Annotated in this window: 20 protein-coding genes; 4 read left to right on the forward strand and 16 right to left on the reverse strand. The window is 50.5% G+C overall.

From position 1 onward, the window contains the following. Positions 1–530: 530 nt before the first annotated feature. Entirely contained in the window at positions 531–1,586 is a 1,056-nt protein-coding gene (aroG, locus tag ACEN2G_RS11710; RefSeq protein WP_442021713.1) for a 3-deoxy-7-phosphoheptulonate synthase AroG, read from the forward strand. Positions 1,587–1,688: 102 nt separating this feature from the next. On the opposite strand, the gene ACEN2G_RS11715 is transcribed toward aroG, so the two are convergent. Next, a complete protein-coding gene (locus tag ACEN2G_RS11715; protein ID WP_442021715.1) occupies positions 1,689–2,609 on the reverse strand; it encodes an EamA family transporter in 921 nt (306 codons plus the stop codon). Between the two features lie 104 nt (positions 2,610–2,713). Between ACEN2G_RS11715 and ACEN2G_RS11720 the strand changes: the two genes are divergently transcribed. After that, positions 2,714–4,111, forward strand: coding sequence for an aminotransferase-like domain-containing protein (locus tag ACEN2G_RS11720; protein WP_442021717.1), 1,398 nt, complete (start codon positions 2,714–2,716; stop codon positions 4,109–4,111). Between the two features lie 173 nt (positions 4,112–4,284). Here the strand turns inward: ACEN2G_RS11720 and ACEN2G_RS11725 are convergent, their stop codons facing one another. Next, a complete protein-coding gene (locus ACEN2G_RS11725) occupies positions 4,285–4,824 on the reverse strand; it encodes a TetR/AcrR family transcriptional regulator (RefSeq protein ID WP_442021719.1) in 540 nt (179 codons plus the stop codon). A 161-nt stretch (positions 4,825–4,985) separates the two neighbouring features. Between ACEN2G_RS11725 and ACEN2G_RS11730 the strand changes: the two genes are divergently transcribed. Next, on the forward strand, positions 4,986–5,513 hold the full coding sequence (locus ACEN2G_RS11730; protein ID WP_442021721.1) for an HPP family protein: 528 nt from the start codon (positions 4,986–4,988) through the stop codon (positions 5,511–5,513). A 180-nt stretch (positions 5,514–5,693) separates the two neighbouring features. Here the strand turns inward: ACEN2G_RS11730 and lipA are convergent, their stop codons facing one another. From lipA to leuS, 14 genes are all read right to left on the reverse strand, one after another. Continuing rightward, positions 5,694–6,659 carry a lipoyl synthase gene (gene lipA / locus ACEN2G_RS11735; RefSeq protein ID WP_442021723.1) on the reverse strand — a complete coding sequence of 322 codons (966 nt, stop codon included), beginning with the start codon at positions 6,657–6,659 and terminating at the stop codon, positions 5,694–5,696. Continuing rightward, positions 6,656–7,324 (reverse strand): lipoyl(octanoyl) transferase LipB, encoded by a 669-nt coding sequence (gene lipB, locus ACEN2G_RS11740; protein WP_442021725.1) that lies wholly within the window; start codon positions 7,322–7,324, stop codon positions 6,656–6,658. The genes lipA and lipB overlap by 4 nt, the downstream gene beginning before the upstream one ends. Before the next feature lie 55 nt (positions 7,325–7,379). Further along, positions 7,380–7,655, reverse strand: coding sequence for a DUF493 family protein YbeD (gene ybeD, locus ACEN2G_RS11745; protein WP_442021727.1), 276 nt, complete (start codon positions 7,653–7,655; stop codon positions 7,380–7,382). Between the two features lie 201 nt (positions 7,656–7,856). Then, positions 7,857–9,047 (reverse strand): serine hydrolase, encoded by a 1,191-nt coding sequence (locus ACEN2G_RS11750; RefSeq protein ID WP_442021729.1) that lies wholly within the window; start codon positions 9,045–9,047, stop codon positions 7,857–7,859. Positions 9,048–9,163: 116 nt separating this feature from the next. Beyond that, positions 9,164–10,207: a septal ring lytic transglycosylase RlpA family protein gene (locus ACEN2G_RS11755; protein WP_442021731.1), complete on the reverse strand. Its 1,044-nt coding sequence runs from the start codon at positions 10,205–10,207 to the stop codon at positions 9,164–9,166. Then, positions 10,185–11,162 (reverse strand): lytic murein transglycosylase B, encoded by a 978-nt coding sequence (gene mltB / locus ACEN2G_RS11760; protein WP_442021733.1) that lies wholly within the window; start codon positions 11,160–11,162, stop codon positions 10,185–10,187. The genes ACEN2G_RS11755 and mltB overlap by 23 nt, the downstream gene beginning before the upstream one ends. A 12-nt stretch (positions 11,163–11,174) precedes the next feature. Further along, positions 11,175–12,281, reverse strand: coding sequence for a rod shape-determining protein RodA (gene rodA, locus ACEN2G_RS11765; protein WP_442021735.1), 1,107 nt, complete (start codon positions 12,279–12,281; stop codon positions 11,175–11,177). Further along, positions 12,281–14,188 carry a penicillin-binding protein 2 gene (mrdA, locus tag ACEN2G_RS11770; protein WP_442021737.1) on the reverse strand — a complete coding sequence of 636 codons (1,908 nt, stop codon included), beginning with the start codon at positions 14,186–14,188 and terminating at the stop codon, positions 12,281–12,283. Before mrdA ends, rodA begins: the two co-directional genes overlap by 1 nt. 2 nt (positions 14,189–14,190) lie before the next feature. Beyond that, complete coding sequence (gene rlmH / locus ACEN2G_RS11775) at positions 14,191–14,661, reverse strand: 23S rRNA (pseudouridine(1915)-N(3))-methyltransferase RlmH (RefSeq protein WP_442021739.1); 471 nt, start codon at positions 14,659–14,661, stop codon at positions 14,191–14,193. Further along, positions 14,661–15,002 (reverse strand): ribosome silencing factor, encoded by a 342-nt coding sequence (gene rsfS / locus ACEN2G_RS11780; RefSeq protein ID WP_442021741.1) that lies wholly within the window; start codon positions 15,000–15,002, stop codon positions 14,661–14,663. The genes rlmH and rsfS overlap by 1 nt, the downstream gene beginning before the upstream one ends. 34 nt (positions 15,003–15,036) lie before the next feature. Next, positions 15,037–15,684 (reverse strand): nicotinate-nucleotide adenylyltransferase, encoded by a 648-nt coding sequence (gene nadD / locus ACEN2G_RS11785; RefSeq protein ID WP_442021743.1) that lies wholly within the window; start codon positions 15,682–15,684, stop codon positions 15,037–15,039. A gap of 272 nt (positions 15,685–15,956) precedes the next feature. Continuing rightward, positions 15,957–16,979, reverse strand: a complete 1,023-nt coding sequence (gene holA, locus ACEN2G_RS11790) for a DNA polymerase III subunit delta (protein ID WP_442021745.1) — start codon at positions 16,977–16,979, stop codon at positions 15,957–15,959. After that, positions 16,979–17,464 carry an LPS-assembly lipoprotein LptE gene (locus tag ACEN2G_RS11795; protein WP_442021747.1) on the reverse strand — a complete coding sequence of 162 codons (486 nt, stop codon included), beginning with the start codon at positions 17,462–17,464 and terminating at the stop codon, positions 16,979–16,981. Before ACEN2G_RS11795 ends, holA begins: the two co-directional genes overlap by 1 nt. Positions 17,465–17,552: 88 nt before the next feature. Next, positions 17,553–20,135, reverse strand: a complete 2,583-nt coding sequence (gene leuS, locus ACEN2G_RS11800) for a leucine--tRNA ligase (RefSeq protein WP_442021763.1) — start codon at positions 20,133–20,135, stop codon at positions 17,553–17,555. 124 nt (positions 20,136–20,259) lie between these two features. On the opposite strand from leuS, the gene ACEN2G_RS11805 reads away from it, so the two are divergent. Beyond that, entirely contained in the window at positions 20,260–20,745 is a 486-nt protein-coding gene (locus ACEN2G_RS11805) for a zinc ribbon-containing protein (RefSeq protein ID WP_442021749.1), read from the forward strand. Positions 20,746–21,140: the final 395 nt, after the last annotated feature.

Here is a 21,140-nt window from a genome sequence, read left to right on the forward strand (position 1 = left end):
TCACGGGAATCTGTCCGCATATTCCCATTGCAAGGCCGCTCTTGTCCAGTTTTGCTATGCGTAGCGGGTGAAGGAAAAAGGAAACACATAACTCAATAAGCCCGCTAAGGCTTCAAGATCAAAGCCTTCTGCAACGAAATCCGCAGCCCTCTGTTTATGACAAGCACGAAAATATAGGGATCAGATCTAAAAGAACACCTTAGTAGTAAGGGCCGACACCAGATCAGCAGGAGAGCTCTTACCCATTAAATTTACGATCACTTTTCGAGCTTATTTCAGCTTAATTTTTTCGTTGATTTCGCGGATTTCGTTGCAAAAATATTCTAGCTCTTTATCTATCTTTCTTCAGAGTGATTATCATTCACAAGCGGACTGCGCCAGAAACTGGGTGTTTCTATCTTTAAAGACAAACAATTAGTCGATAGCGCCAATTGAGCGTTTACAGTGACTGCCGCTCGGGCTAGATTAAAAACCAGTAAATTTCGACATTTCGGAGCCAAAGGCTCTCAAAATTGTAAGCAGGGTTGCTCATGCATTTTCAAACAGACGATATTCGTATTAATCAAATCAAAGAACTGTTGCCGCCGATTGCGGTGCTGGAAAAATATCCGGCCACTGCCAAGGCATCTGCCACCGTCTTTGAGGCGCGCCAGGCTATTCATCGTATCTTAGTTGGCGAAGACGATCGTCTACTGGTGGTGATAGGCCCTTGTTCGATTCATAACGTAGAAGCCGCCATCGAATATGGCAATAAGCTGCAGGTATTACGCGAGAAGTACGCAGACACGCTAGAAGTAGTGATGCGCGTGTACTTTGAAAAGCCGCGTACTACCGTGGGCTGGAAAGGCTTGATCAACGATCCGCATCTCGATAATAGCTGCCAGATAAATGACGGTTTGCGTATTGGTCGTAAATTATTATTAGATCTCAATGACATGGGCATGCCCACCGCCAGCGAATTTCTAGACATGATAACGCCACAATATATGGCGGATCTCATGAGCTGGGGCGCTATTGGCGCACGTACCACTGAATCTCAAGTGCACCGCGAGCTGGCTTCTGGCCTGTCTTGCCCGGTGGGTTTTAAGAATGGCACAGACGGCACCATTAAAGTGGCGGCAGATGCAATAGGTGCTGCCAGTGCGGCGCACCACTTCTTATCGGTGACTAAGCTTGGCCACTCGGCCATCGTAGAAACTACCGGTAACCCAGATTGCCACATTATTTTGCGCGGTGGCAAAGAGCCCAACTACAGCAGCGATCATGTCAGTGCCGTATGCGCGGAATTAGACAAAGCCGGTTTGCCACAAAAGATCATGATCGACTTTAGCCACGCCAACAGCAGCAAGCAGTATCAGCGCCAAATGGTGGTGTCGGACGACGTGAGCGCGCAAATCGCCGGCGGCCAGCAGGCCATTATGGGCGTGATGGTAGAAAGCCACCTAGTGGCCGGCCGTCAAGATTTAGCAGAAGGTGTTGAGCTCACCTACGGCCAGAGCATTACCGATGCTTGCATCGGCTGGAGCGACACCGAAACCCTGCTGGCGCAATTAGCCGAAGCGGTGAAATCCCGTCGGCATGGTTGATTAAAGCGGTAAGCCAGAAGCGTTAAGCTGGAAGAAAAAACTAAAAAAGGAGCTGAAAAGCTCCTTTTTTTGTGGGAAGCATAAGCTCATCAAAACATCAGTCTAACGAACAGAAAAACCACCTTTAAGCCTATCTCCGACACGCACGAATTTAGTCACACTGTGAGGCACGGGGCCTTGGTACAGCACTAGACCAATGCCGATCAGAAAGGCACCACAGGATATCCACTGGGCGATAGAGAGTTGTTCGCCGTAGATAAGGTAACCGCTGACTAGCGCGAACACCGACACTAGTAGAGTAAGCGGTGCCATCTGGCTCATTGGATAGCGCAGCAGCATCTTGTTCCATACCCAGTAACCGAACAAGGTGGTGGGGTAAGCCTGAAACAGTACCGAAATCCAAGCATTGGTATTCCATTGCTGATAGGTAATTTCGAGGATTTCGACGCCATTAAGCAGCACACTCAAACCGATCAATGGCAAGGGGGCGAATAACATACCCCATATATTGAAAGCGAAGGCCGAACGGGTACCCGACTGACGCACTATCACTCCGGCAAGCGGCCAACAGAGCGCGGAAATAAGGATTAGGATAGTGCCCGCTAGGGTTACGTTACCGTTGGTGTACATAATAGAGACCAGCAGCCCCGCCAACGCGATAGTGATGCCAAGCCACATGCGACCAGAAATAATCTCTTTGTAAAACAGTACGCCGACCAACACAGTGGTCAAGACATCGAGTTGTAGTAACACCGACGCCATGCCTGATGACAGGCCAAAGCTGATCGAACTCGACGCCATGCCCCAGATTCCGGTACCAAATACCAAGCCATAAGCGAGTAAATAGCGCCAAGGCACATTGGGCCTGCGAATAAAAAAAATAATAGGGAAAGTTGCGCAGAAAAAGCGCGCCGCCGCAATCAACAGGGGATCCATCTCGGTCACGCCGAGCTTGATCATCGAAAAGTTGAAGCCCCAAATGGCCATCACCAAAATGATGAGTAATAAATCCCGACCTTTCATTCGCTCCGCTCCTTGTATCTGTATGAGATAGCTCAGTATCGCTTGCGAGTAGAAGACGGTACAGATACAGTTTATTGGAAATTAATGGGTACAGATGGAGTGGCATGGCCAAATATAAACAGTTGGCAGAGAAATTTATCAAGGATATTCACACGGGTAAACTTAGCCCTGGCGATCGTCTGCTGTCGCTCAGGCTATTTGCCCAGCAGCACGGGGTGAGTATGTCCACCGCCGTCAGTTGTTACGCCGAGTTGGCATCTCTCGGCTGGCTAATATCGCGCCCGAAGGCCGGGTTTTTCGTCGCGCCTAAACGGCTGGTTGCCAAGCCTCCCGAGTGGACAGCATTTGAAAGTCGGCTTTCCAGCCCTTCAGGTCAACATCGCCATACCTCGACATTGGAAGGCCCCTTAGGCACCGCGCGCCTGTCTCTGGAAAAGACCAGCCAAAGCGCTCTGGAGAGTAGCTTTCGGCGAGCGATGAAACGCGCCTCTGCGCGCTTGAGCAGTTATCCAGTACCACAAGGCGAAGCCTCACTGCGCACCGCTCTGGCTAAGCACTTCAGCCAGTGTGGCTTTGCGCTCAATGCTGATGAGCTGGTTATCACCCATGGTTGCATGGATGCGGTGAAAACCGCGCTCGAAGTCTGTACCCAACCCGGTGACGCTGTGGCCATCAGCTCGCCTTGTTACAATGGTTTACTGGATTTACTGTCTCAGTTGTCATTGCGTATCGTGGAAATTCCTTCATTAGAGGAAGGGATCGATCTGGATCAGCTGGAGCACCACTTGCAGCTCGGTAACGTGCAGGCAGGCCTGTTTTGTACCACCCACATGAACCCTCACGGGCTCACTATGTCTGTGCCACAAAAACAAAGACTGGCGCAGCTGGCCAACCATTATCGAGTGCCGGTTATTGAAGATGATGTCTATCTCGAACTGGCTCACCATCAGCATCACCACCAGCAGCATGTGCCGCTGCCGGCCGCTTATCATGACGAGGGAGGCTTCGTTATCTGGTGCGGATCTGTGTCCAAGACGCTGTCGCCCAGCTATCGCCTAGGCTGGTGTCGCCCTGGACGATACTTCCAGTCTGTTGTGCAACGGGCGTTGGGAGTGCCTACCCTGATGCAGCTCGCGCTGGCCGATTTTATTGAGGCCGGCGCCTATGCTAAGCATCTCAAACGCACTCGTTATCGGCTGGCCGAACATAAACAGCATTATCTCGACTATCTTGTTCAACATTTGCCTGCGGGTAGCCGTATTTCCCAGCCGGATGGCGGTCTGGTGCTGTGGCTCCAAATACCGGGGCTGGATGCGGGGGCAATAGGCGCAGTGGCAGAGCGGAGAGGGCTAGATATCCGCGTCGGCGGGCTGTTTACCGCCTCGGACCGTTATCAAGACTGCCTGCGCATCAACATCGGTTTTCCGTTTAGTGCTCCGGTACAGCGGGAGCTGCAGACGCTGATTGAGCTGGTCAGTATGGTGCCACCGCCTCAGGAATGAGACTGCAGAAACATGAATGAGGCTCTACAAAAAAATAATTTAATAATAATTTCTCTGTCACTGATTAATATACAAAAAGGTAATTTTCTATTAGCAACTTTAATACTGATAAATAAATCCATTAGTATTTAAATTTTATATATTTTATTAAAATTACAGAGGAATCATCTGTATTATTTAACTAAGGCTTTTATGCTTAATCTATAAGCTTCTTCATGCTCAGTTATTTGTCCAAATTCTGCTCTAACAATCATGCCTTCTAAGAAGGTAAGAATCGCCTCGGTTTTAACTGCTCGGCGGGTATCTGCAGGCTCGAACAAAGAAAGCAGCAGCAACTTTAACCAGGCTTTATGTTGCAGCGCTTGTTTCGCCAAGGCGTCATCTTGGCTTTTGAATTCGGCCAGCGCATGCATAAACATGCAGCCTTTAAAATTTTTGCTGCGAAACCAAGCAAAGTGCCAATCCAGCAGTGCATCTAAGCGCTCGTCGACACTGGCAGCGCTGGCGAAAATCGGAGTGAGCTGTGTTTCGAAGTATTGATGTCTGCGGGCGAGCACGGCCTCGATTAAGTTATTTTTTGAACCAAAATGCCGGTACATAGAGGTCTTAGATACCTGCGCCTGATCTCGGATCAAATCGACACCCACAGCGGTATAGCCAAGCTCATTAAACAGCGACTCTGCTACATCCAAAATATGCTCTTTTATGCTCATTGCTGCTCCGCGAGTAAATTTAGGTATTGCTTCTTTAGGTACAGATCTGTACCTTTTGCTTTGTGTACAGGTCTGTACCATTGACATCTTGAGTACAGATCTGTACGGGCAGTGTAACACAGGCAAACCAGCGGGTTTGATGGCTAATTAAGGGATTAAAAATGAAAAGACTACAAGGTGGCGGCACGTTACCGCCCAAACCAACCCTGACTCAATTGCTCAAGGGATTAGTCGGTAGCGCGCTTGGCATATTGACGATTTGCATCTTGAGTCAGTCAACCGGCGTGCCTTGGCTGATGGCGCCTTTTGGTGCGACTTGTGTACTGTTATTTGCGGTGCCGACTTCACCATTAGCTCAGCCACGTAACGTGATCGGGGGGCATTTGATCAGCGCGACGGTAGGGCTGATTGCGCTATATGGCTTCGGTGATTCCATTATTGTTATAGCGCTAGCGGTCGGTATTGCCACTCTGTTGATGCAGTATTTTAGAGCCGTACATCCGCCAGCAGGCGCTAATCCTCTGGTGATTATTCTAGCGGGGCAGGGCTTGGTAGGATTTGATTATCTGTTCACACCTGTGCTCGTCGGCAGTATCACCTTGGTGGCGATTGCAGCTGTGGTGAATAATTACGGTGCAGAGGGAAAGTGGCCTGTTTACTGGCACGGCGTTGGCCGGCAGAAAGATTAAGGAAGACGGCTGAAAAGATCGCTGTCAGCGGTAAGCTATCAGCCGTCAGAAAAACACTAAAAACACAAAAGGAGCCTCGCGGCTCCTTTTTATTTTTGGCAGTTATCAAGCTTATCGGCGTAAAGCGTTAGACGTAAGGCTTGTTTCACACCTCACCCCTCACACTTTACCCCTCACAAACTATTTAACTTCCATGCCTTGTGCTTGCAGGTCGGCGTGGTAAGACGAGCGTACCAGCGGGCCGCTTGCTGCGTGTTCAAAGCCTAGGTTGTCGGCAATGTCTTTTAGCTCGGCAAACTCTGCAGGCGTTACGTAGCGCTTTACTGGCAGGTGATGGCGGCTTGGCTGTAGGTATTGGCCTAAGGTCAGCATCTGCACGTTGTGGGTGCGCAAGTCTTTCAGCACTTCAACGATTTCTTCGTTGGTTTCGCCTAAGCCCATCATCAGACCAGACTTAGTGGTCACCTGCGGGTGCATTTCTTTAAAGCGACGCAGTAATTCTAATGACCACTTATAGTCGGCACCCGGGCGGGCCATACGATACAGGCGCGGCGCGGTTTCGAGATTGTGGTTGAATACGTCGGGCGGCGTGTCTTTAAAGATTTCTAATGCCGTGTCCATGCGACCCCGAAAATCGGGGGTTAAGATCTCGATCTTGGTATTCGGGCTTTGCTCACGAATGGCTTTAATGCAATCCACAAAATGCTGAGCACCGCCGTCACGCAAGTCGTCGCGGTCAACGGAAGTGATCACCACGTATTTAAGAGCCAGCTCTTTGATGGTCTTGGCCAGCTTGGCCGGCTCGTCTGGGTTTATCGCCAGTGGGCGCCCATGGGCCACGTCACAGAATGGACAACGACGAGTACAAATGGCACCTAAAATCATGAAGGTGGCAGTACCGTGGTTAAAGCATTCGGACAAGTTAGGGCAAGACGCTTCTTCACACACTGAGTGCAAGTCGTTCTTGCGCATGATGCTTTTTAATTCCTGAATACGCTGACTGCTAGGAGGAAGTTTGATCTTCATCCAGTCCGGCTTACGTAACACTTCTTCGTCAGGCGAAGGCATGTATTTAACTGGGATCAGCGCCATTTTGTCGGCATCACGTAATTTTACGCCGGCTTCGACGCGCACAGGTTTGTTCATAATTTGAGCTTCTCTGTTGTGTAATACAGATGTGGATAGCCGAGCTGTTCTGCCAGCTTGGGTATGAGTTGAGACTGAGCTTCGCCAATCGTTTGCGGGCCGCCTAAAGGTGCCGTCATGGTCATGGGTAAGCCTGCGTAACCACAGGGATTAATACGCAAGAAAGGCGTTAGGTCCATGTTGACGTTGAGCGCTAAGCCATGAAAAGAACAACCACGGCGCACGCGCAAGCCCAACGAGGCAATTTTGTGCTCTATGGCCACGGCGTCTTTTACATAAACGCCCGGTGCATCAGGCTTGGCATAGGCTTGAATATCATAGCGGGCCAGCAACTCAACGATAGAGACTTCCATGCTGGTGACCAGATGGCGCACGCCGAGCTTCTTACGGCGCACATCTAACAGCAAATAGACGATCAACTGACCCGGACCATGATAAGTCACTTGGCCGCCGCGATCGCTTTTCACCAAGGGAATATCCCCTAGATTAAGAATATGCTCGGGCTTGCCGGCTTGACCCTGAGTGAACACAGGCGGATGTTCGACCAGCCAAAGTTCGTCTTGGGTCTCTGGGCCGCGCTGGTTGGTAAAGTCTTGCATGGCATGCCATACATCCTCATAAGAGGCTTCACCCCAGTGCCGTATTGTGAGTTGATCTTGTGCCACTGTGCTTGTCCTAACTCTCTGTTGTGCGTGCCCTAGGTCACTCAGGGGCAAAGGCTTAGAGTACGTATTTAACCAGCTCTAGTTCACCCAGTTTGAGATAGAGAGTTTCTATGTGCTCTTTACTGGTGACGGTGACCGATACCGATACCGCATGGTAGTTACCCTTGCTGCTAGGCTTTACCGTTGGGCTGTAATCGCCAGGTGCGTGCAGCTGTAACACTTCGACTACCATATCGGGCAGTTGCGGGTCGGCCAAGCCTAAAATCTTGAAGGGAAATTGGCAGGGAAAGTCTAAGTATTCATCAAATTTGGTGTTTAATTGGCTCGTCATAACAACCTTTACAGCGTGCGTTGATAAGGGGGGTGATAAAGACCTTAGTCACATTTATAACCCAAGTCACATTTTTACCATAAAACGCTGGCTTCTTAAACCGACAACTTATGTGGTCTCTGGCTGGCTCCATTACATCGAGCCCATAAAAAAGCCGAAAGGTGGAGCTTTCGGCTGTCATTTATTATTTAAAGGCGGCGCTTAGTTGAATAAACCTTTAACGAACAGCTTAATGTAGTCAATCATGCGGCTAAAGATACCGCCTTGTTGAACGTCTTCTAAAGCCACTAACGGCAGCGTCGCTACGTCTTTATCGTTCAGTTTCAGATGCAAGGTGCCCACGCGCTCGCCTTTAGCTAACGGTGCACGCAATGAGGCGCTATCGAGCGTAAAGTCAGCTTGCAAGTCTTTGGCTTGGCCGCGCGGTATGGTCACAGACACGGCTTGGTCTACGCCCAGTTGCACGCTGCTTTTATCACCCAGTAAAATAGGCTGATCCATTAACTTAGTGCCCGCCGCATAGGGAGTCACAGTTTGGAAGAAGCGAAAGCCGTAAGTTAACAGTTTCTTACTTTCTGCGGCACGAGTTCGCTCACTGCTGGCACCAATGACCACGGCAATCAGACGCATGTCTTCTTGGGTGGCAGATGAGACCAAGTTGTAGCCAACTGCATCCACGTGGCCGGTTTTAATGCCATCTACCTGTAACGACTTATCCCACAACAAAGAGTTGCGGTTGTGTTGAGTGATGCCGTTAAACACGAAAGATTTTTCAGAATAAATTTTATATTCTTCTGGCACATCGCGGATCAAGGCTTGGCCTAACAACGCCATATCGTGGGCTGTGGTATACATAGCATCAGAGTGCAGACCATGGGGCGTCACAAAGTGGCTGTTGGTCATGCCTAAGCGTGCCGCCCACGCGTTCATCAAGTCGGCAAAGGAGTTAACGCTGCCAGCCAAATGCTCGGCCACGGCAACTGTGGCGTCATTACCAGATTGAATAATGATGCCGCGGTTAAGTGCTTCTATGCTGACTTCTTTGCCCACCTCTAAAAACATCACCGAAGAGCCGGGGAAGTTTTGTGCCCAGGCCGCTTCGCTAACGGTGACCATGTCTTCGTTTTTGACCTTACCTTCTTTAATCGCTTGCGCCAAAATGTAGGAGGTCATCATCTTAGTTAAACTAGCCGGAGGCAGTTTCTCATCGGCATTTTCAGATACCAATATTTGGCCACTGGCATAATCCATTAATACATAAGACTTAGCCGCAATGGCCGGTGCCTCAGGGATCATGGGCGCCACACTGGGTGGAGAAAGAACTTGTGCTTGGACAGAAACAGAAATCGTGGTGGCCAGCAATAAAGTAGCAAGGGGAGTGATCATGCGCATAACGTGTGTGAGAACCCTATCTGTGTGGGCCCTAAACGGGCCCATTCTGTGTAAAAAGTGATATAAAAGCGTATGTAAAAAAGTGCAAGTAAACAGCTAACGCTAAAGAAGGCCGCTTAGTTTATAAAGTAAGCCTGAGCGTACCCTTGAGCGACCAAACGATTTAAGATCGCTTGTGTCTTGTTACCTGGAATGGGGCCCATTTGTAAGCGGTACCATTCCGACTGGCGTTCTACCCGCGCCGGAAAACCGTATTCTTTACTCAATCTTGCCGCCAGCTCTTGGGCTTTGTCCGGTGAGCGAGTCGCCATTAGCTGTATGTGCTTGGCATTCGCCCCCCCCGTTTGCGGATTTGGCGTCGCTGCCACCGTTTTGCTCACCACGGCATTGCTGGCGACAGTGCTACTTGCGACATTATTGCCGACGCCCGCAGCGTTCTCGGCCTTAGTGCCATACAGCTGATTGCCACTGACGGGGCGGCCATTGAGCACGTTGCCATTCTGGGCCAAACGGATTTCTTTGCCGTTAGGCGCCATCTTTATCAGCTCTACCTTTACCGAGGCGGTGCCGGTGGCCAACATGCCGAGCTTATAAGCCGCCGCATAGGACAAGTCAATTACGCGGCCTTCATGAAACGGCCCACGGTCGTTGACCCTTACCACCACTTGCTTGCCGTTGTCTTTGTTGGTGACGCGCACAAACGAGGGCAGCGGCAAGTTTTTATGGGCCGCCGTCATGGTGTACATATCGTACACTTCGCCGTTTGAGGTATTAAAACCGTGAAACTTGGCGCCATACCAAGAGGCTAAGCCTTCATCGCGATAATTTTGTACGTCTTGCCAGACCTCGTAGTCTTGACCCCAGACATTGTAATTCTTATTGCCGCCACGCGTATAGGGCTCATAGCGGGGCACGGCGTCTTTTACATGATCAAGCTTTGGGGCATCTTCCGGTGGCACATCTTGGCGCAGGCTATAGCGGCCGCCGGCGGTTTCTTTATGCCAGCGCGCGTCTCTGATCTCACCTTTAGCAGATCCTTTGCTGTGCGTGCCATGCTTTTTTTGCTCCGCTTGCTCAATCTGAGATTGGGAGCTGCTACAGGCCGTTAATACCAATACGGTAACCGGTAACAGTGCTTTATAAAGATTTTTCATAGGCATGTTTCAGCTGCTCACTCAGTCGATAGACCGCCATGGCGTAAAGAGGACTGCGATTATAGCGAGTTATCACATAAAAGTTATGTCTGACCACCCAGTATTCGGGGCCATCGACGCCATCTAACTTAAGTAGCTTAACAGGCGTCTCGGCATCCAGCGCTTGATCGATAACAATACCGGCCGCTACAAATTCGGCCCAAGTGTGATTTATCTCCAGTGCCGGCTCAATAAAGGCGTCTGCCGCCTCAACTTGAGCGGCGCTGACTTTGGCTGGATAAGCTACGCCATCGCCCAACTGCCAGTCGTGCTCATAAAAATAGTTGCCTACGCTACCGATGGCGTCGTCGGCCACAAATAAGTTACGCACGCCGTCTGAGTCCGCATCTATGGCGTAGTGGCGATAGCTAGATGAAATAAACTGGCCCATGCCCATGGCGCCGGCATAAGAACCGTTTTGGTTATCCAGCTCCCAGCCTTGTTCTTTAGATAGCGCTAAGTAATGACCAAACTCCGAGCGGAAAAACTCGCCACGGGGCGGATAATGAAAGCCCAGCGTATAGAGCGCATCCAGCACCTTGTAGTTGCCCATGTTAGCGCCATAGGAGGTTTCTACACCTATGATGGCGGTGATAATTTCGGCCGGCACTTTTGATGTTTCCACGGCTTGATCTAATAGCGCTTTATGATCGTGCCAAAACTTAACGCCGTCGTTGATGCGCTTCTCGGTTAAGAAGATAGGGCGATAGACGCTCCACGGCTTGGCTTCTGCAGGGCGGGTCATGGCATCGATTATCGACTGCTGATAGGTAGCCTGAGACAAGGCGGCGTTTAGCTCGCTGGCGGGTATTTCAAACTTGGTGGCCAATTGATCAATCCAAGCCGCTTGTTCGGGGTTAGTGTCTTGTGCCATGGCTGCGGGAGAGAGCAAGAGAGCAGCAGAAAGAAGAGCAAAACGCATTCGATAATCCTTTTATTTAGCCAATAGGCGCTTATGAGAGTGCACAGACATTAAAATACCAAAACCTGCCATTAGGGTAACCATAGAGGTACCGCCGTAGCTGATCAAAGGCAAGGGCACGCCCACCACGGGCAACAGGCCACTGACCATGCCGATGTTAACGAACACATAAACAAAAAAGGTCAGGGTGAGTGCGCCGCCTAATAACCGTGGAAAGGCACCTTGTGCTTGCATAGAGATATGCAGGCCGCGCCAAATGATGAAAAGGTATAACAGTACCAGCAAGCAAACGCCAACCAAGCCGAACTCTTCAGCCAGCACCGCAAAAATAAAATCCGTGTGTCGCTCGGGCAAAAACTCCAGCTGCGATTGCGTGCCTTGCAGCCAGCCCTTGCCCCACAAGCCGCCGGAGCCAATCGCAATCTTAGATTGTATGATGTGATAACCCGCACCTAGCGGATCTGACTCTGGATTAAGCAGTGTCAGAACCCGTCGCTTTTGGTAGTCGTGCATCAAGAAAAACCACAGCGGTGGCAAAAAAGCGGCCACAGCCACCAAGGCGGCGGCGATCAGACGCCACGACAAACCCGCTAAAAAAATCACAAAAAAGCCTGAGGCCGCCACCAATAAGGAGGTGCCTAAATCTGGCTGCTTGGCAATTAATAGCGTGGGCACCATTACCATGATCAAGGCTAAAAACACCTGCAGTAGGCTCGGTGGTAGCGGGTAACGACTAATATAGGTGGCGATCATCATCGGCATCACCAGCTTCATTATCTCTGAGGGTTGAAAGCGAATACTGCCAAATTCCAGCCAGCGCTGGGCGCCTTTGCCCACATCTCCCACCAGTATCACCAACACCAGTAATATAATGCCGAACACAAATACCGGCGGAGACCAACGGGCATAAAAGCTGGGGGGTAATTGTGCCAGCCCCAGCATTACCACGAACGCTAAGCCGCAGCGCATAGCTTGGCGGAACAGGGAATCTAAATCCTCCCCGCTTGCAGAATATAAGATGACCAAGCTGGCACTTAACAGGCAGCACAAAGCTAAAAATAATGGCCAGTCGAGGTGTAAAATTTCGCTTAACGAGCGGCGGTTTTTATGTTTAGCCATTAATCTTGCTCCTCAGCCGTGTCGGCCGCACTCTCGTCGATTACTATTGGCTCAATATCAGGGATCATATATAAGTCGAGTAATGAGCGGGCCACGGGAGCGGCATGGGAGCTGCCGCCGCCAATGTTTTCTAGCACCACAGACACCACTACCTTAGGATCTTCGTAAGGGGCGTAAGCGATAAAGAGCGCGTTATCACGTAAATGCTCTTTGGTGGAAGCATGATCATATTGTTGGTTTTCGGCCAAGCTAAATACTTGAGCTGTGCCTGACTTACCCGCCGCGGTATAAGGGGTGTTGGCAAAGGCGCGGCGCGCCGTGCCTTCTTTACCATTGATAACCCTGTGCATGCCGGACAGCGCCACGTTCCAATAGTTGTCTTGTTTAAGCACAATCGGCTTACCTTTGCTGACCGGCATGGCTATTTTGCCATCGGGTGTACCTATGGCATCGAGTAGTCTTGGGTGTATGGTTTCACCGTGATCCACTAATATGGTGGCGGCACGTGCCAGTTGCAGCGGTGTGGCTGCCCAGTAGCCTTGGCCTATGCCCACCGAAATAGTGTCGCCTTGAAACCAAGCTTGCTTGTGCCGAGTGCGCTTCCAATCTCGGGAGGGCATAGTGCCATTGGCTTCTTCATGCAAGTCTATGCCGGAGAATTGGCCGAAACCAAAGCGGGTCATGTAATCATGCATGGTATCTATGCCGGCTTTGTAGGCCAGATCATAGAAGAAAGTATCGGCGGAAATTTCGATGGCGCGATACACGTCCATCCAGCCATGTCCCCAGCGGCGCCAGTCGCGAAACTTATGTTTGGTGTTGGGAATTTGAAAGAAAGGCGCACCAAAGTAGCGGGTACTGGGCGTGAATACGCCTTCGTTTAAGCCCATCACGGCTAACATGGGTTTGACCGTGGAAGCGGGGGCATAAATACCTTGGCTGGCACGGTTGATCAGCGGTCGGTCGGGATTGTTGAGTAATTCACGATACTCGGGGCCACTGATACCATGCACAAACAGGTTAGGATCGTAGCTGGGGCTTGAGATTAACGCCAAAATTTTGCCATCTTGTGGCGTCATGATCACAGCTGCACCGCGCCGATTGCCCATCAACTTTTGTGCTTTTTGTTGTAAGGCAACGTCCACATTCAGATAAATATCATTGCCGGGTATGGGGGGCTGATATTTAAGGGTACGGATCACCCGCCCACGGTTGTTCACTTCCACTTCTTGATAGCCGGTTTGGCCATGCAACATGTCTTCGTAATAACGTTCTACCCCTAACTTACCTATGTCATGAGTTGAAGCGTAATTGGCCAGTTTGTTGTCTTCTTTAAGGCGAGCTACGTCTTTGTCGTTAATGCGCGCCACATAGCCAATCACGTGGGTAAAGGTATCGCGATAAGGATAAAAACGTTTGAGGTAGGCTTCAATAGAGGCGCCAGGAAATTTGTGCTGATTAATGCTAAAGCGCGCCACTTGCTCTTCGTTAAGGCGGTTTACTAACACCACGGGCGTAAAACGTCGCTGGCGCTTAACTTCATTGAAGAAGCGCGTTTTCACTTCTGGATCCAGATCCAGCAAGGTGATCAGTTGATCGACATACTGATCCAGATTGGTGGCTTGTTCGGGGGTAATTTCTAGGCTGTAAATGGGTCGGTTTTCTGCCAATAACACGCCGTTGCGATCGTAGATAAGACCACGGGTGGGCGGCACGGGCACCACCTTGATACGGTTATCGTTGGACCGAGTTTGATAACTTTGGTGTTCGGTAATTTGCACATGGTAGAGATTAGCGAGCAATACGCCGAGCAAAACCAAGATGCCAATAAAGGCAATAACGGCGCGGCGCCAGTATAACGAGGATTCGGCGCTGTGGTTGCGCATCTTTACCCGAGCGTTAGCCATGCTTATTCTCGGTGGTAAGGGTGGTTGTTATTCACGCTCCAAGCGCGATACAGACTTTCTGCCGCCACTACGCGTACCAAGGGATGAGGCAGGGTCAAGGTGGATAACGACCAAGATTGCTCGGCGGCAGCTTTACACGCCGGCGACAACCCTTCGGGCCCACCAATTAAAATCGCCACATCACGCCCGTCCATTTGCCAGCGATTAAGCTCGCCGGCTAATTGAGGCGTTGTCCAGGGTCTGCCAGGAATATCCAAGGTCACGATGCAAGCAGACTTAGACACGGCCGCCAGCATTTGCTCGCCTTCGCGCTGTAAAATACGCTCGATGTCGGCGTTTTTTCCGCGTTTACCGGCGCTGATTTCAATCAGCTCCAAGGGTAAATCCCGCGGGAAACGCCGTTGGTATTCCTGAAAACCGGTGGTGACCCAAGCAGGCATTTTGGTACCTACCGCCACCAGTTGTAGTTTCATTAGGCGCTTGCTCCTACTGTTGGGCCGCCCCACAGTTTTTCGAGCTCATATAAATTACGTGTTTCGTCTTGCATCACGTGAATGATCACATCACCTAAGTCGACCAATACCCACTCGCCTGTGTCTTTGCCTTGCATGCTCAGTACAGTGAGGTTGGCTTGCTTGGCATCCATAACGACACGTTCAGCAATGGCGTTCACATGGCGGCTAGAAGTACCTGTGCACACTATCATGCAGTCGGTAATGGTGGACTTGCCAACGACGTCCAGCACTTGGATGTCTTGGGCTTTGCTATCGTCGAGCTTATCAACAATAAAATCGTACAGTTCTTTACCTTGCAAGGGGTGCGCTCCTCAATAAAATTATGACGGCGGATTATAACACGGGCAATTGATAGAGTCCCTTGTCACGAATGTAGTTGAGCACGGGTTCTGGCAACAAATATTGCGGATTGTTCCCCGCTTTTACACAATCGCGAATGTGTGTCGAAGAAATGTCCAGTTGCGGGCTATCAAACAGGTAGATGTAACCGTTTAACTGGCGACTCAATTGCTTGGTGTCTGGGGTGGCGTGGGTGCTGACCAGCGTAGTTATATTATCATTAAAGTCTGGCCGCCAACCGGGTCTGTGGCTGACGACTAAATGGGCATAATCTAGCAGTTGTTGCCAGCCATGCCATTGATCTAATTGGCATAAGGAGTCCATGCCCATAAGGAAACACAGCGGCGTGTCGGGTAGCTCAGCCCTAAGCTCTTTTAAAGTATCCAAGGTATAAGAAGGACGGTCGCGGTTAAGCTCGCGCTCATCCACCACCAGCCCTGTGGTTTGGCTGGCGGCCAATTTCACCATGGCCAGTCTGTGCTCAGGCGAGCTATCGGGAGTCGCCTTATGGGGCGGAATATAATTAGGAATTAAGCGCACTTCGCTTAAATTTAAGCACTCAAGCAGGGCAATCGCCGGTCGCAAGTGCCCCACATGAATCGGATCAAAGGTACCACCCAATAAACCAATGGCTTTGTTCATGACGTTGCTCCGTGAAATGAAAGCGGCTTAAAAACAGAGACCAAAGACTTTCTGCAACGAAACCCACTAAATCCGCTAAAAAATTAAGCTAGGATAACAACGAAAAAAGCCAGAGCATCAGATTGGTAAGAGTGACAACAAAGTAAATACCGTTTTGTGTAATGGCGGCCGTTTTATCCCTTAAATCCCATTCAGATTTTGTCCCTATTTTTTCGTTGGTTTCGTGGATTTCGTTGCAAATCTGGTTTAGGTGTTTTGTCTTTAACTTGGCGCTAGGGGGTGATCCCCATCTTGTTGTCATCTAAAAAGCCGACGCAGATGCTGTATAGCCAGCGCCAGGCTTCGTCATCATCGAAACTAGCTACGGCCAGATCGGCGGCGGCGAGCATGGCTTGTAGCTGCTGTAGCTTAGGCAAAGGCAAGCGGTTAAGCGCGCCTTGTACCAAGTGTTGGCGGCTGGACCAAATATGCAGCTGGGCGGCGAGTTGTGAAAACGTCTGACCCGCGCTTAAACCTAATTGCATTTGGATCAGTGGGCTTAATTCTCTGGCAAAGAGATGACAGAGCATGCCGGCGTCTATGCCATCACCGCGCAGCTGTAATAAAATACGCGTGGCGCGTTTCACCTTACCCTCGAGCAGTGGGTCAAACAGCTGAAACGGATTAAATTGATGATGGGGCTGCACTTGTGCTTGTAACAGCGCCAAACTTAACGGCTGAGCTAAGTTTTGCAGCGCCAACTTTTCTATCTCGCCACTGAGTGCTAATAGGTTGCCCTCAAAGGCAAACGCCAGCCAGTTTACACCCTCCGCATCCACTTGCAGGCCGTTTTGCATGAGGCGTTGGCTGACCCAGCGTTGTAAGTGCGTACCTTCAGGTGTTGCTACCGGAATAACGGGGCCGGCATTACTGAGTGCCGTAAACCAGGCGCCTTTTTGTTGTTGCTGATTCAGTTTAGGGCCGGTAATAAGCAGCAAAAGATCCGGATGGCAATATTTGAGTAATTCGCGCAGCCGCTCGGAGGCGGTTTTATCGAGCTTTTCGGGCAGCTGCAGTTCAATAATTTGCCGTTGGCTAAACAGGCTTAAACTTTGGCTGGCGGCAAAAATTTCGTCCCAGTCTAATCCGGGATCGCCATCAAAGCGCAGTCGTTCGTCAAAACCTTGGTCGCGGGCCGCTTGGCGCAACATGTCTAGGGCTTCAAATTTGAGCAAGGGCTCATCGCCATAAATAAAATAGCAGGGCGCTAGCCCTGCTTTAAGATGTTGTGCCAGTTTTTCTGGATACAGCCGCATTAGAAACTCAAACGGTTCAGCTGGCGGACAATTTGCTCGGCCGCTTCCCGCTCCATTTGCTCACGCAACTGCTGTTGCTCACGGCTCGATGCCAGTGCTTGGGCGGACTTATCGAGGAAGCTGCGGTTAAAGGTGACATTAAACACCTGGCGCGACTCATCGGGCATGTCCAGCGTAAAGCGGGTGCCAAAACGGCTGGCGTATTCCAATGCGTCGGCGAAGTTATTCACCGAGGCCACCGCATTACTTTGGCCTAAACCGGTAATGCTCAAGATAGGCGCACCTGAACCCGGTGACACCAACTCGGCGCCAGCTCTTTGCAGGCGTGCCGACACTAACCGATAAAACTGGCTTTTGTCGTCACCGACCAAGGCTAAGCGTCGTAATTCGGGTGCTAAGTTTTCACCGCCTCTTAACTGAAAGCCGCAACCGACTAACAGTAAGGTCAGCAATATTAAGGCCGTGGCTTTAATCGATGTGAACATGAAAATTCCTTTAACTGATGTGAGGAGTAAGGCGTGAGGTGTTAGGGGTAACCACCTCACTCTTCACCCCTCACGCCTCACAACAAGATCAGTTCGCTACAATATTCAGCAGCTTACCGGGTACGTAGATAACCTTGCGTACGGTTTTGTCTGCTAAGTGGCGCGACACGTTTTCATCGGCTTGGGCAATGGCGCTTACCGCATCTTGGTCGGCATCGGCGGCCACGGTAATTTTACCCCGTACCTTGCCGTTCACCTGCACCACGACTAGCTTTTCATCTTCTACCAAGGCTTGGGCATCCACCACAGGCCAAGGCGCGTGATCGATATCTTGCTGACCCAGTGCTTGCCACAACTCAAAACAAGTGTGCGGAATAATTGGGTGCAACATGACGATAATGGCGGCCAGTGCTTCTTGTAACAGCGCGCGATTTTGTGCATCTGTGTTGTCAATCTTGGTCAGCTTGTTCATCAGCTCCATCACAGCGGCAATGGCGGTGTTAAAGGTTTGACGACGACCGATATCATCGCTGACTTTAGCGATGGTCTTATGCACGTCTCGGCGCAGCGCTTTTTGCTCACCGGTTAAACTTGCCACATCAAGTGCGGCTACTGAGCCTTGTGTTTGATGCTCAAACACCAGTTTCCATAAGCGTTTAATAAAGCGTTGCGCGCCTTCCACACCTGAGTCTGACCATTCCAGCGTCATATCGGCGGGGGCGGCAAACATCATGAACAAACGCACGGTATCGGCGCCGTATTTATCGATCATGGTTTGTGGGTCTATGCCGTTATTTTTCGACTTAGACATCTTAGTCATGCCGGTGTGTACCAGCTCATGACCGTCTTTATCCAGTGCCTTTCGGATGCGGCCTTTTTCGTCACGCTCAAGATTCACATCGAGGGGGCTTACCCAGTTACGCGCACCTTTTTCATCTGTGTAGTAAAAGGCATCGGCTAATACCATGCCTTGGCACAGTAAGCGCTTAAACGGCTCGTCAGATTCCACCAAACCGGTATCGCGCAGCAACTTATGGAAGAAACGGGCGTACAACAGGTGCATACAGGCGTGTTCGATACCGCCGATATATTGATCCACCGGCAACCAGTAGTTGGCCTTTTCTGGGTTCAGCATGCCGTCTTTATTGTGCGGGCTGCAGTAGCGCGCGTAATACCAAGATGACTCCATGAAGGTGTCGAAGGTATCGGTTTCGCGCAGTGCCGGTTGGCCGTTATAAGTGGTTTTCGCCCACTCAGGATCCGCTTTGATCGGGCTTTGAATACCGTCCATTACCACGTCTTCAGGCAGTATCACCGGCAAGTCTGCCTCGGGTACGCCCACTACTGAGCCGTCTTCCAGCGTCAACATCGGGATAGGGGCACCCCAGTAGCGCTGGCGGCTTACGCCCCAATCGCGCAGGCGATAATTCACGGTACGCTGCCCAAGTTTTTTCTCGATTAAGGTATCGGCGATGGCATCAAATGCCGCTTGAAAGTCTAACCCATCAAATTGCTCGGAGTTAAACAGCAGGCCGTGCTCGGTAAAGGCCGCTTCGCTGATATCAAGCTCAGTGCCGTCGGTGGGCTTAATAACCGGGATAATATCCAAGCCGTAAAGTTTTGCAAATTCAAAGTCGCGATCATCGTGAGCCGGTACCGACATCACGGCACCTGAGCCGTAATCCATCAATACGAAGTTGGCCACCCAAATCGGCACTTGCTTAGCCGTTAACGGATGCTCGGCATACAAACCCGTGGCCATGCCTTTTTTGTCCATGGTGGCCATGTCGGCTTCGGCGACTTTGCTGTTGTGCTTGCACTCGTCAATAAAGGCGGCCAAGGCGGGATTGGTAGCGGCAGCTTGCGCGGCCAACGGGTGACCGGCGGCAATGCCGACGTAGGTCACACCAAACAAGGTATCGGGGCGGGTGGTATAAACAGAAAAAGCCTCATCTTGGCCACTGACCTTAAAGCTCAAGGTGACGCCTTCGCTGCGGCCAATCCAGTTGCGCTGCATGGCTTTAACTTGCTCTGGCCATTCGTCCAGATTATCCAGCTCGTTCAGCAATTCGTCGGCATAGGCGGTGATTTTAATAAACCACTGGGGAATTTCTTTGCGCTCTACCGGCGTGTCACAACGCCAGCAACAGCCGTCGTTTACTTGCTCGTTGGCCAGTACGGTTTCATCGTTCGGACACCAGTTAACGGACGAGGTCTTCTTATAGACCAAGCCTTTATCGTACAACTTAGTGAAGAACCACTGCTCCCAACGGTAATATTCGGGGTCACAGGTGGCGAACTCACGGCTCCAGTCATAACCAAAGCCCAAGCGCTTGAGCTGGTTTTTCATGTAGTCGATGTTTTCGTAGGTCCAAGGCGCGGGTGCCGTCTTGTTATTGATGGCGGCGTTCTCGGCAGGCAGGCCAAATGCATCCCAACCTATAGGCTGCATAACATTTTTACCTTGCAGCCGTTGATAGCGCGAGATAACGTCACCTATGGTGTAGTTACGTACATGCCCCATGTGCAGTCGGCCGGAGGGATAAGGAAACATGGAAAGACAGTAGAACTTCTCTTTATCCGCTTGTTCGGTAGCCTTAAAGGTCTGCTGATTTGCCCACAAACCTTGTACTTTGGGCTCAATATTGTGGGGAATGTATTGCTCTTGCATGTGTGACATCCGGATCTGAGAAATGGGTGATAAACCACGGCGATATATCGACATAGAATACCCTAGGGGGGGAAAGGCAACAATAGCCGCCCCCTAGCACCGAGCATCTTAAGGGAGAAAGCACATGGATAATCAGGATCATAAGAAGAAAAAAGGCTACGAAGAGTTTGTGGCCGAGCTGAAAAAACGCTGGCAAGAAGATGATAGTATCAGCATTAAGGAGCTGGTGGATAAGACCCGCGCCTACATGGAAGCGGCCAGCGATTTAACGAAAGATGAATTGGCGCTGATTGCCGAATACGTGAAACGCGATTTGGTGGAGTTAGAAGAAAGTGGCGATGCATTTAGAGACAGCATGTATTATCAAAGCATTAAAGGCACTATTTGGGGCTGGCTGTCTGAGATCACCGATAAAAGCCAACTAGAATGGCACGAGCTGGCCATGGAATTAACCAATCACGGCGAATACCAAGCTGGCGACATCGTCGGTCCCGGCCGCTTTGATTGCACCTTGTGCGCCCATTCTCATGAAATAACTCACCCCGAAGTGCTAACCAGCTGTTTGGAGTGCAATCACGATCGCTTTATCCGTAGGCCGTTAGCGGTGTAACAGACAGCGCCGAGCACCAAGCGCCCGGCGCCCAGCTAAAAAGAGTGAGTGAGGGAAACAACACAGGATCTGCAGGCTCGGTGTTGGGTCGGGTTTCGTATTTAACTTTTGTAGATGCTCGTCTCTTCGGCGAAGAGGACTTCGGCACGGTTTGGTGTCTTGTTTCAAAGCAGCTAGCTACGCTGGCCCAGCGAAGTCCTCTTTACCAAAGAGACGTGGCTACAGATACTCTGTTTTTTGTAGTGTGCCAATTTATTCGGCACGGTTTTGTTCTAATTTTTAGGCTAAATATCCTGCTTCGCAGGACCAGCGAATAAATTGCTGGCTACAAGTTCAAAACCATTTGCAGCTAGCCTTGTTTTTGTGGTCGGCAAAATCTATTTTTACAATTAAAA

The sequence above is a fragment of the Oceanisphaera sp. W20_SRM_FM3 genome, assembly GCF_052119705.1.
GTDB lineage: Bacteria > Pseudomonadota > Gammaproteobacteria > Enterobacterales > Aeromonadaceae > Oceanimonas.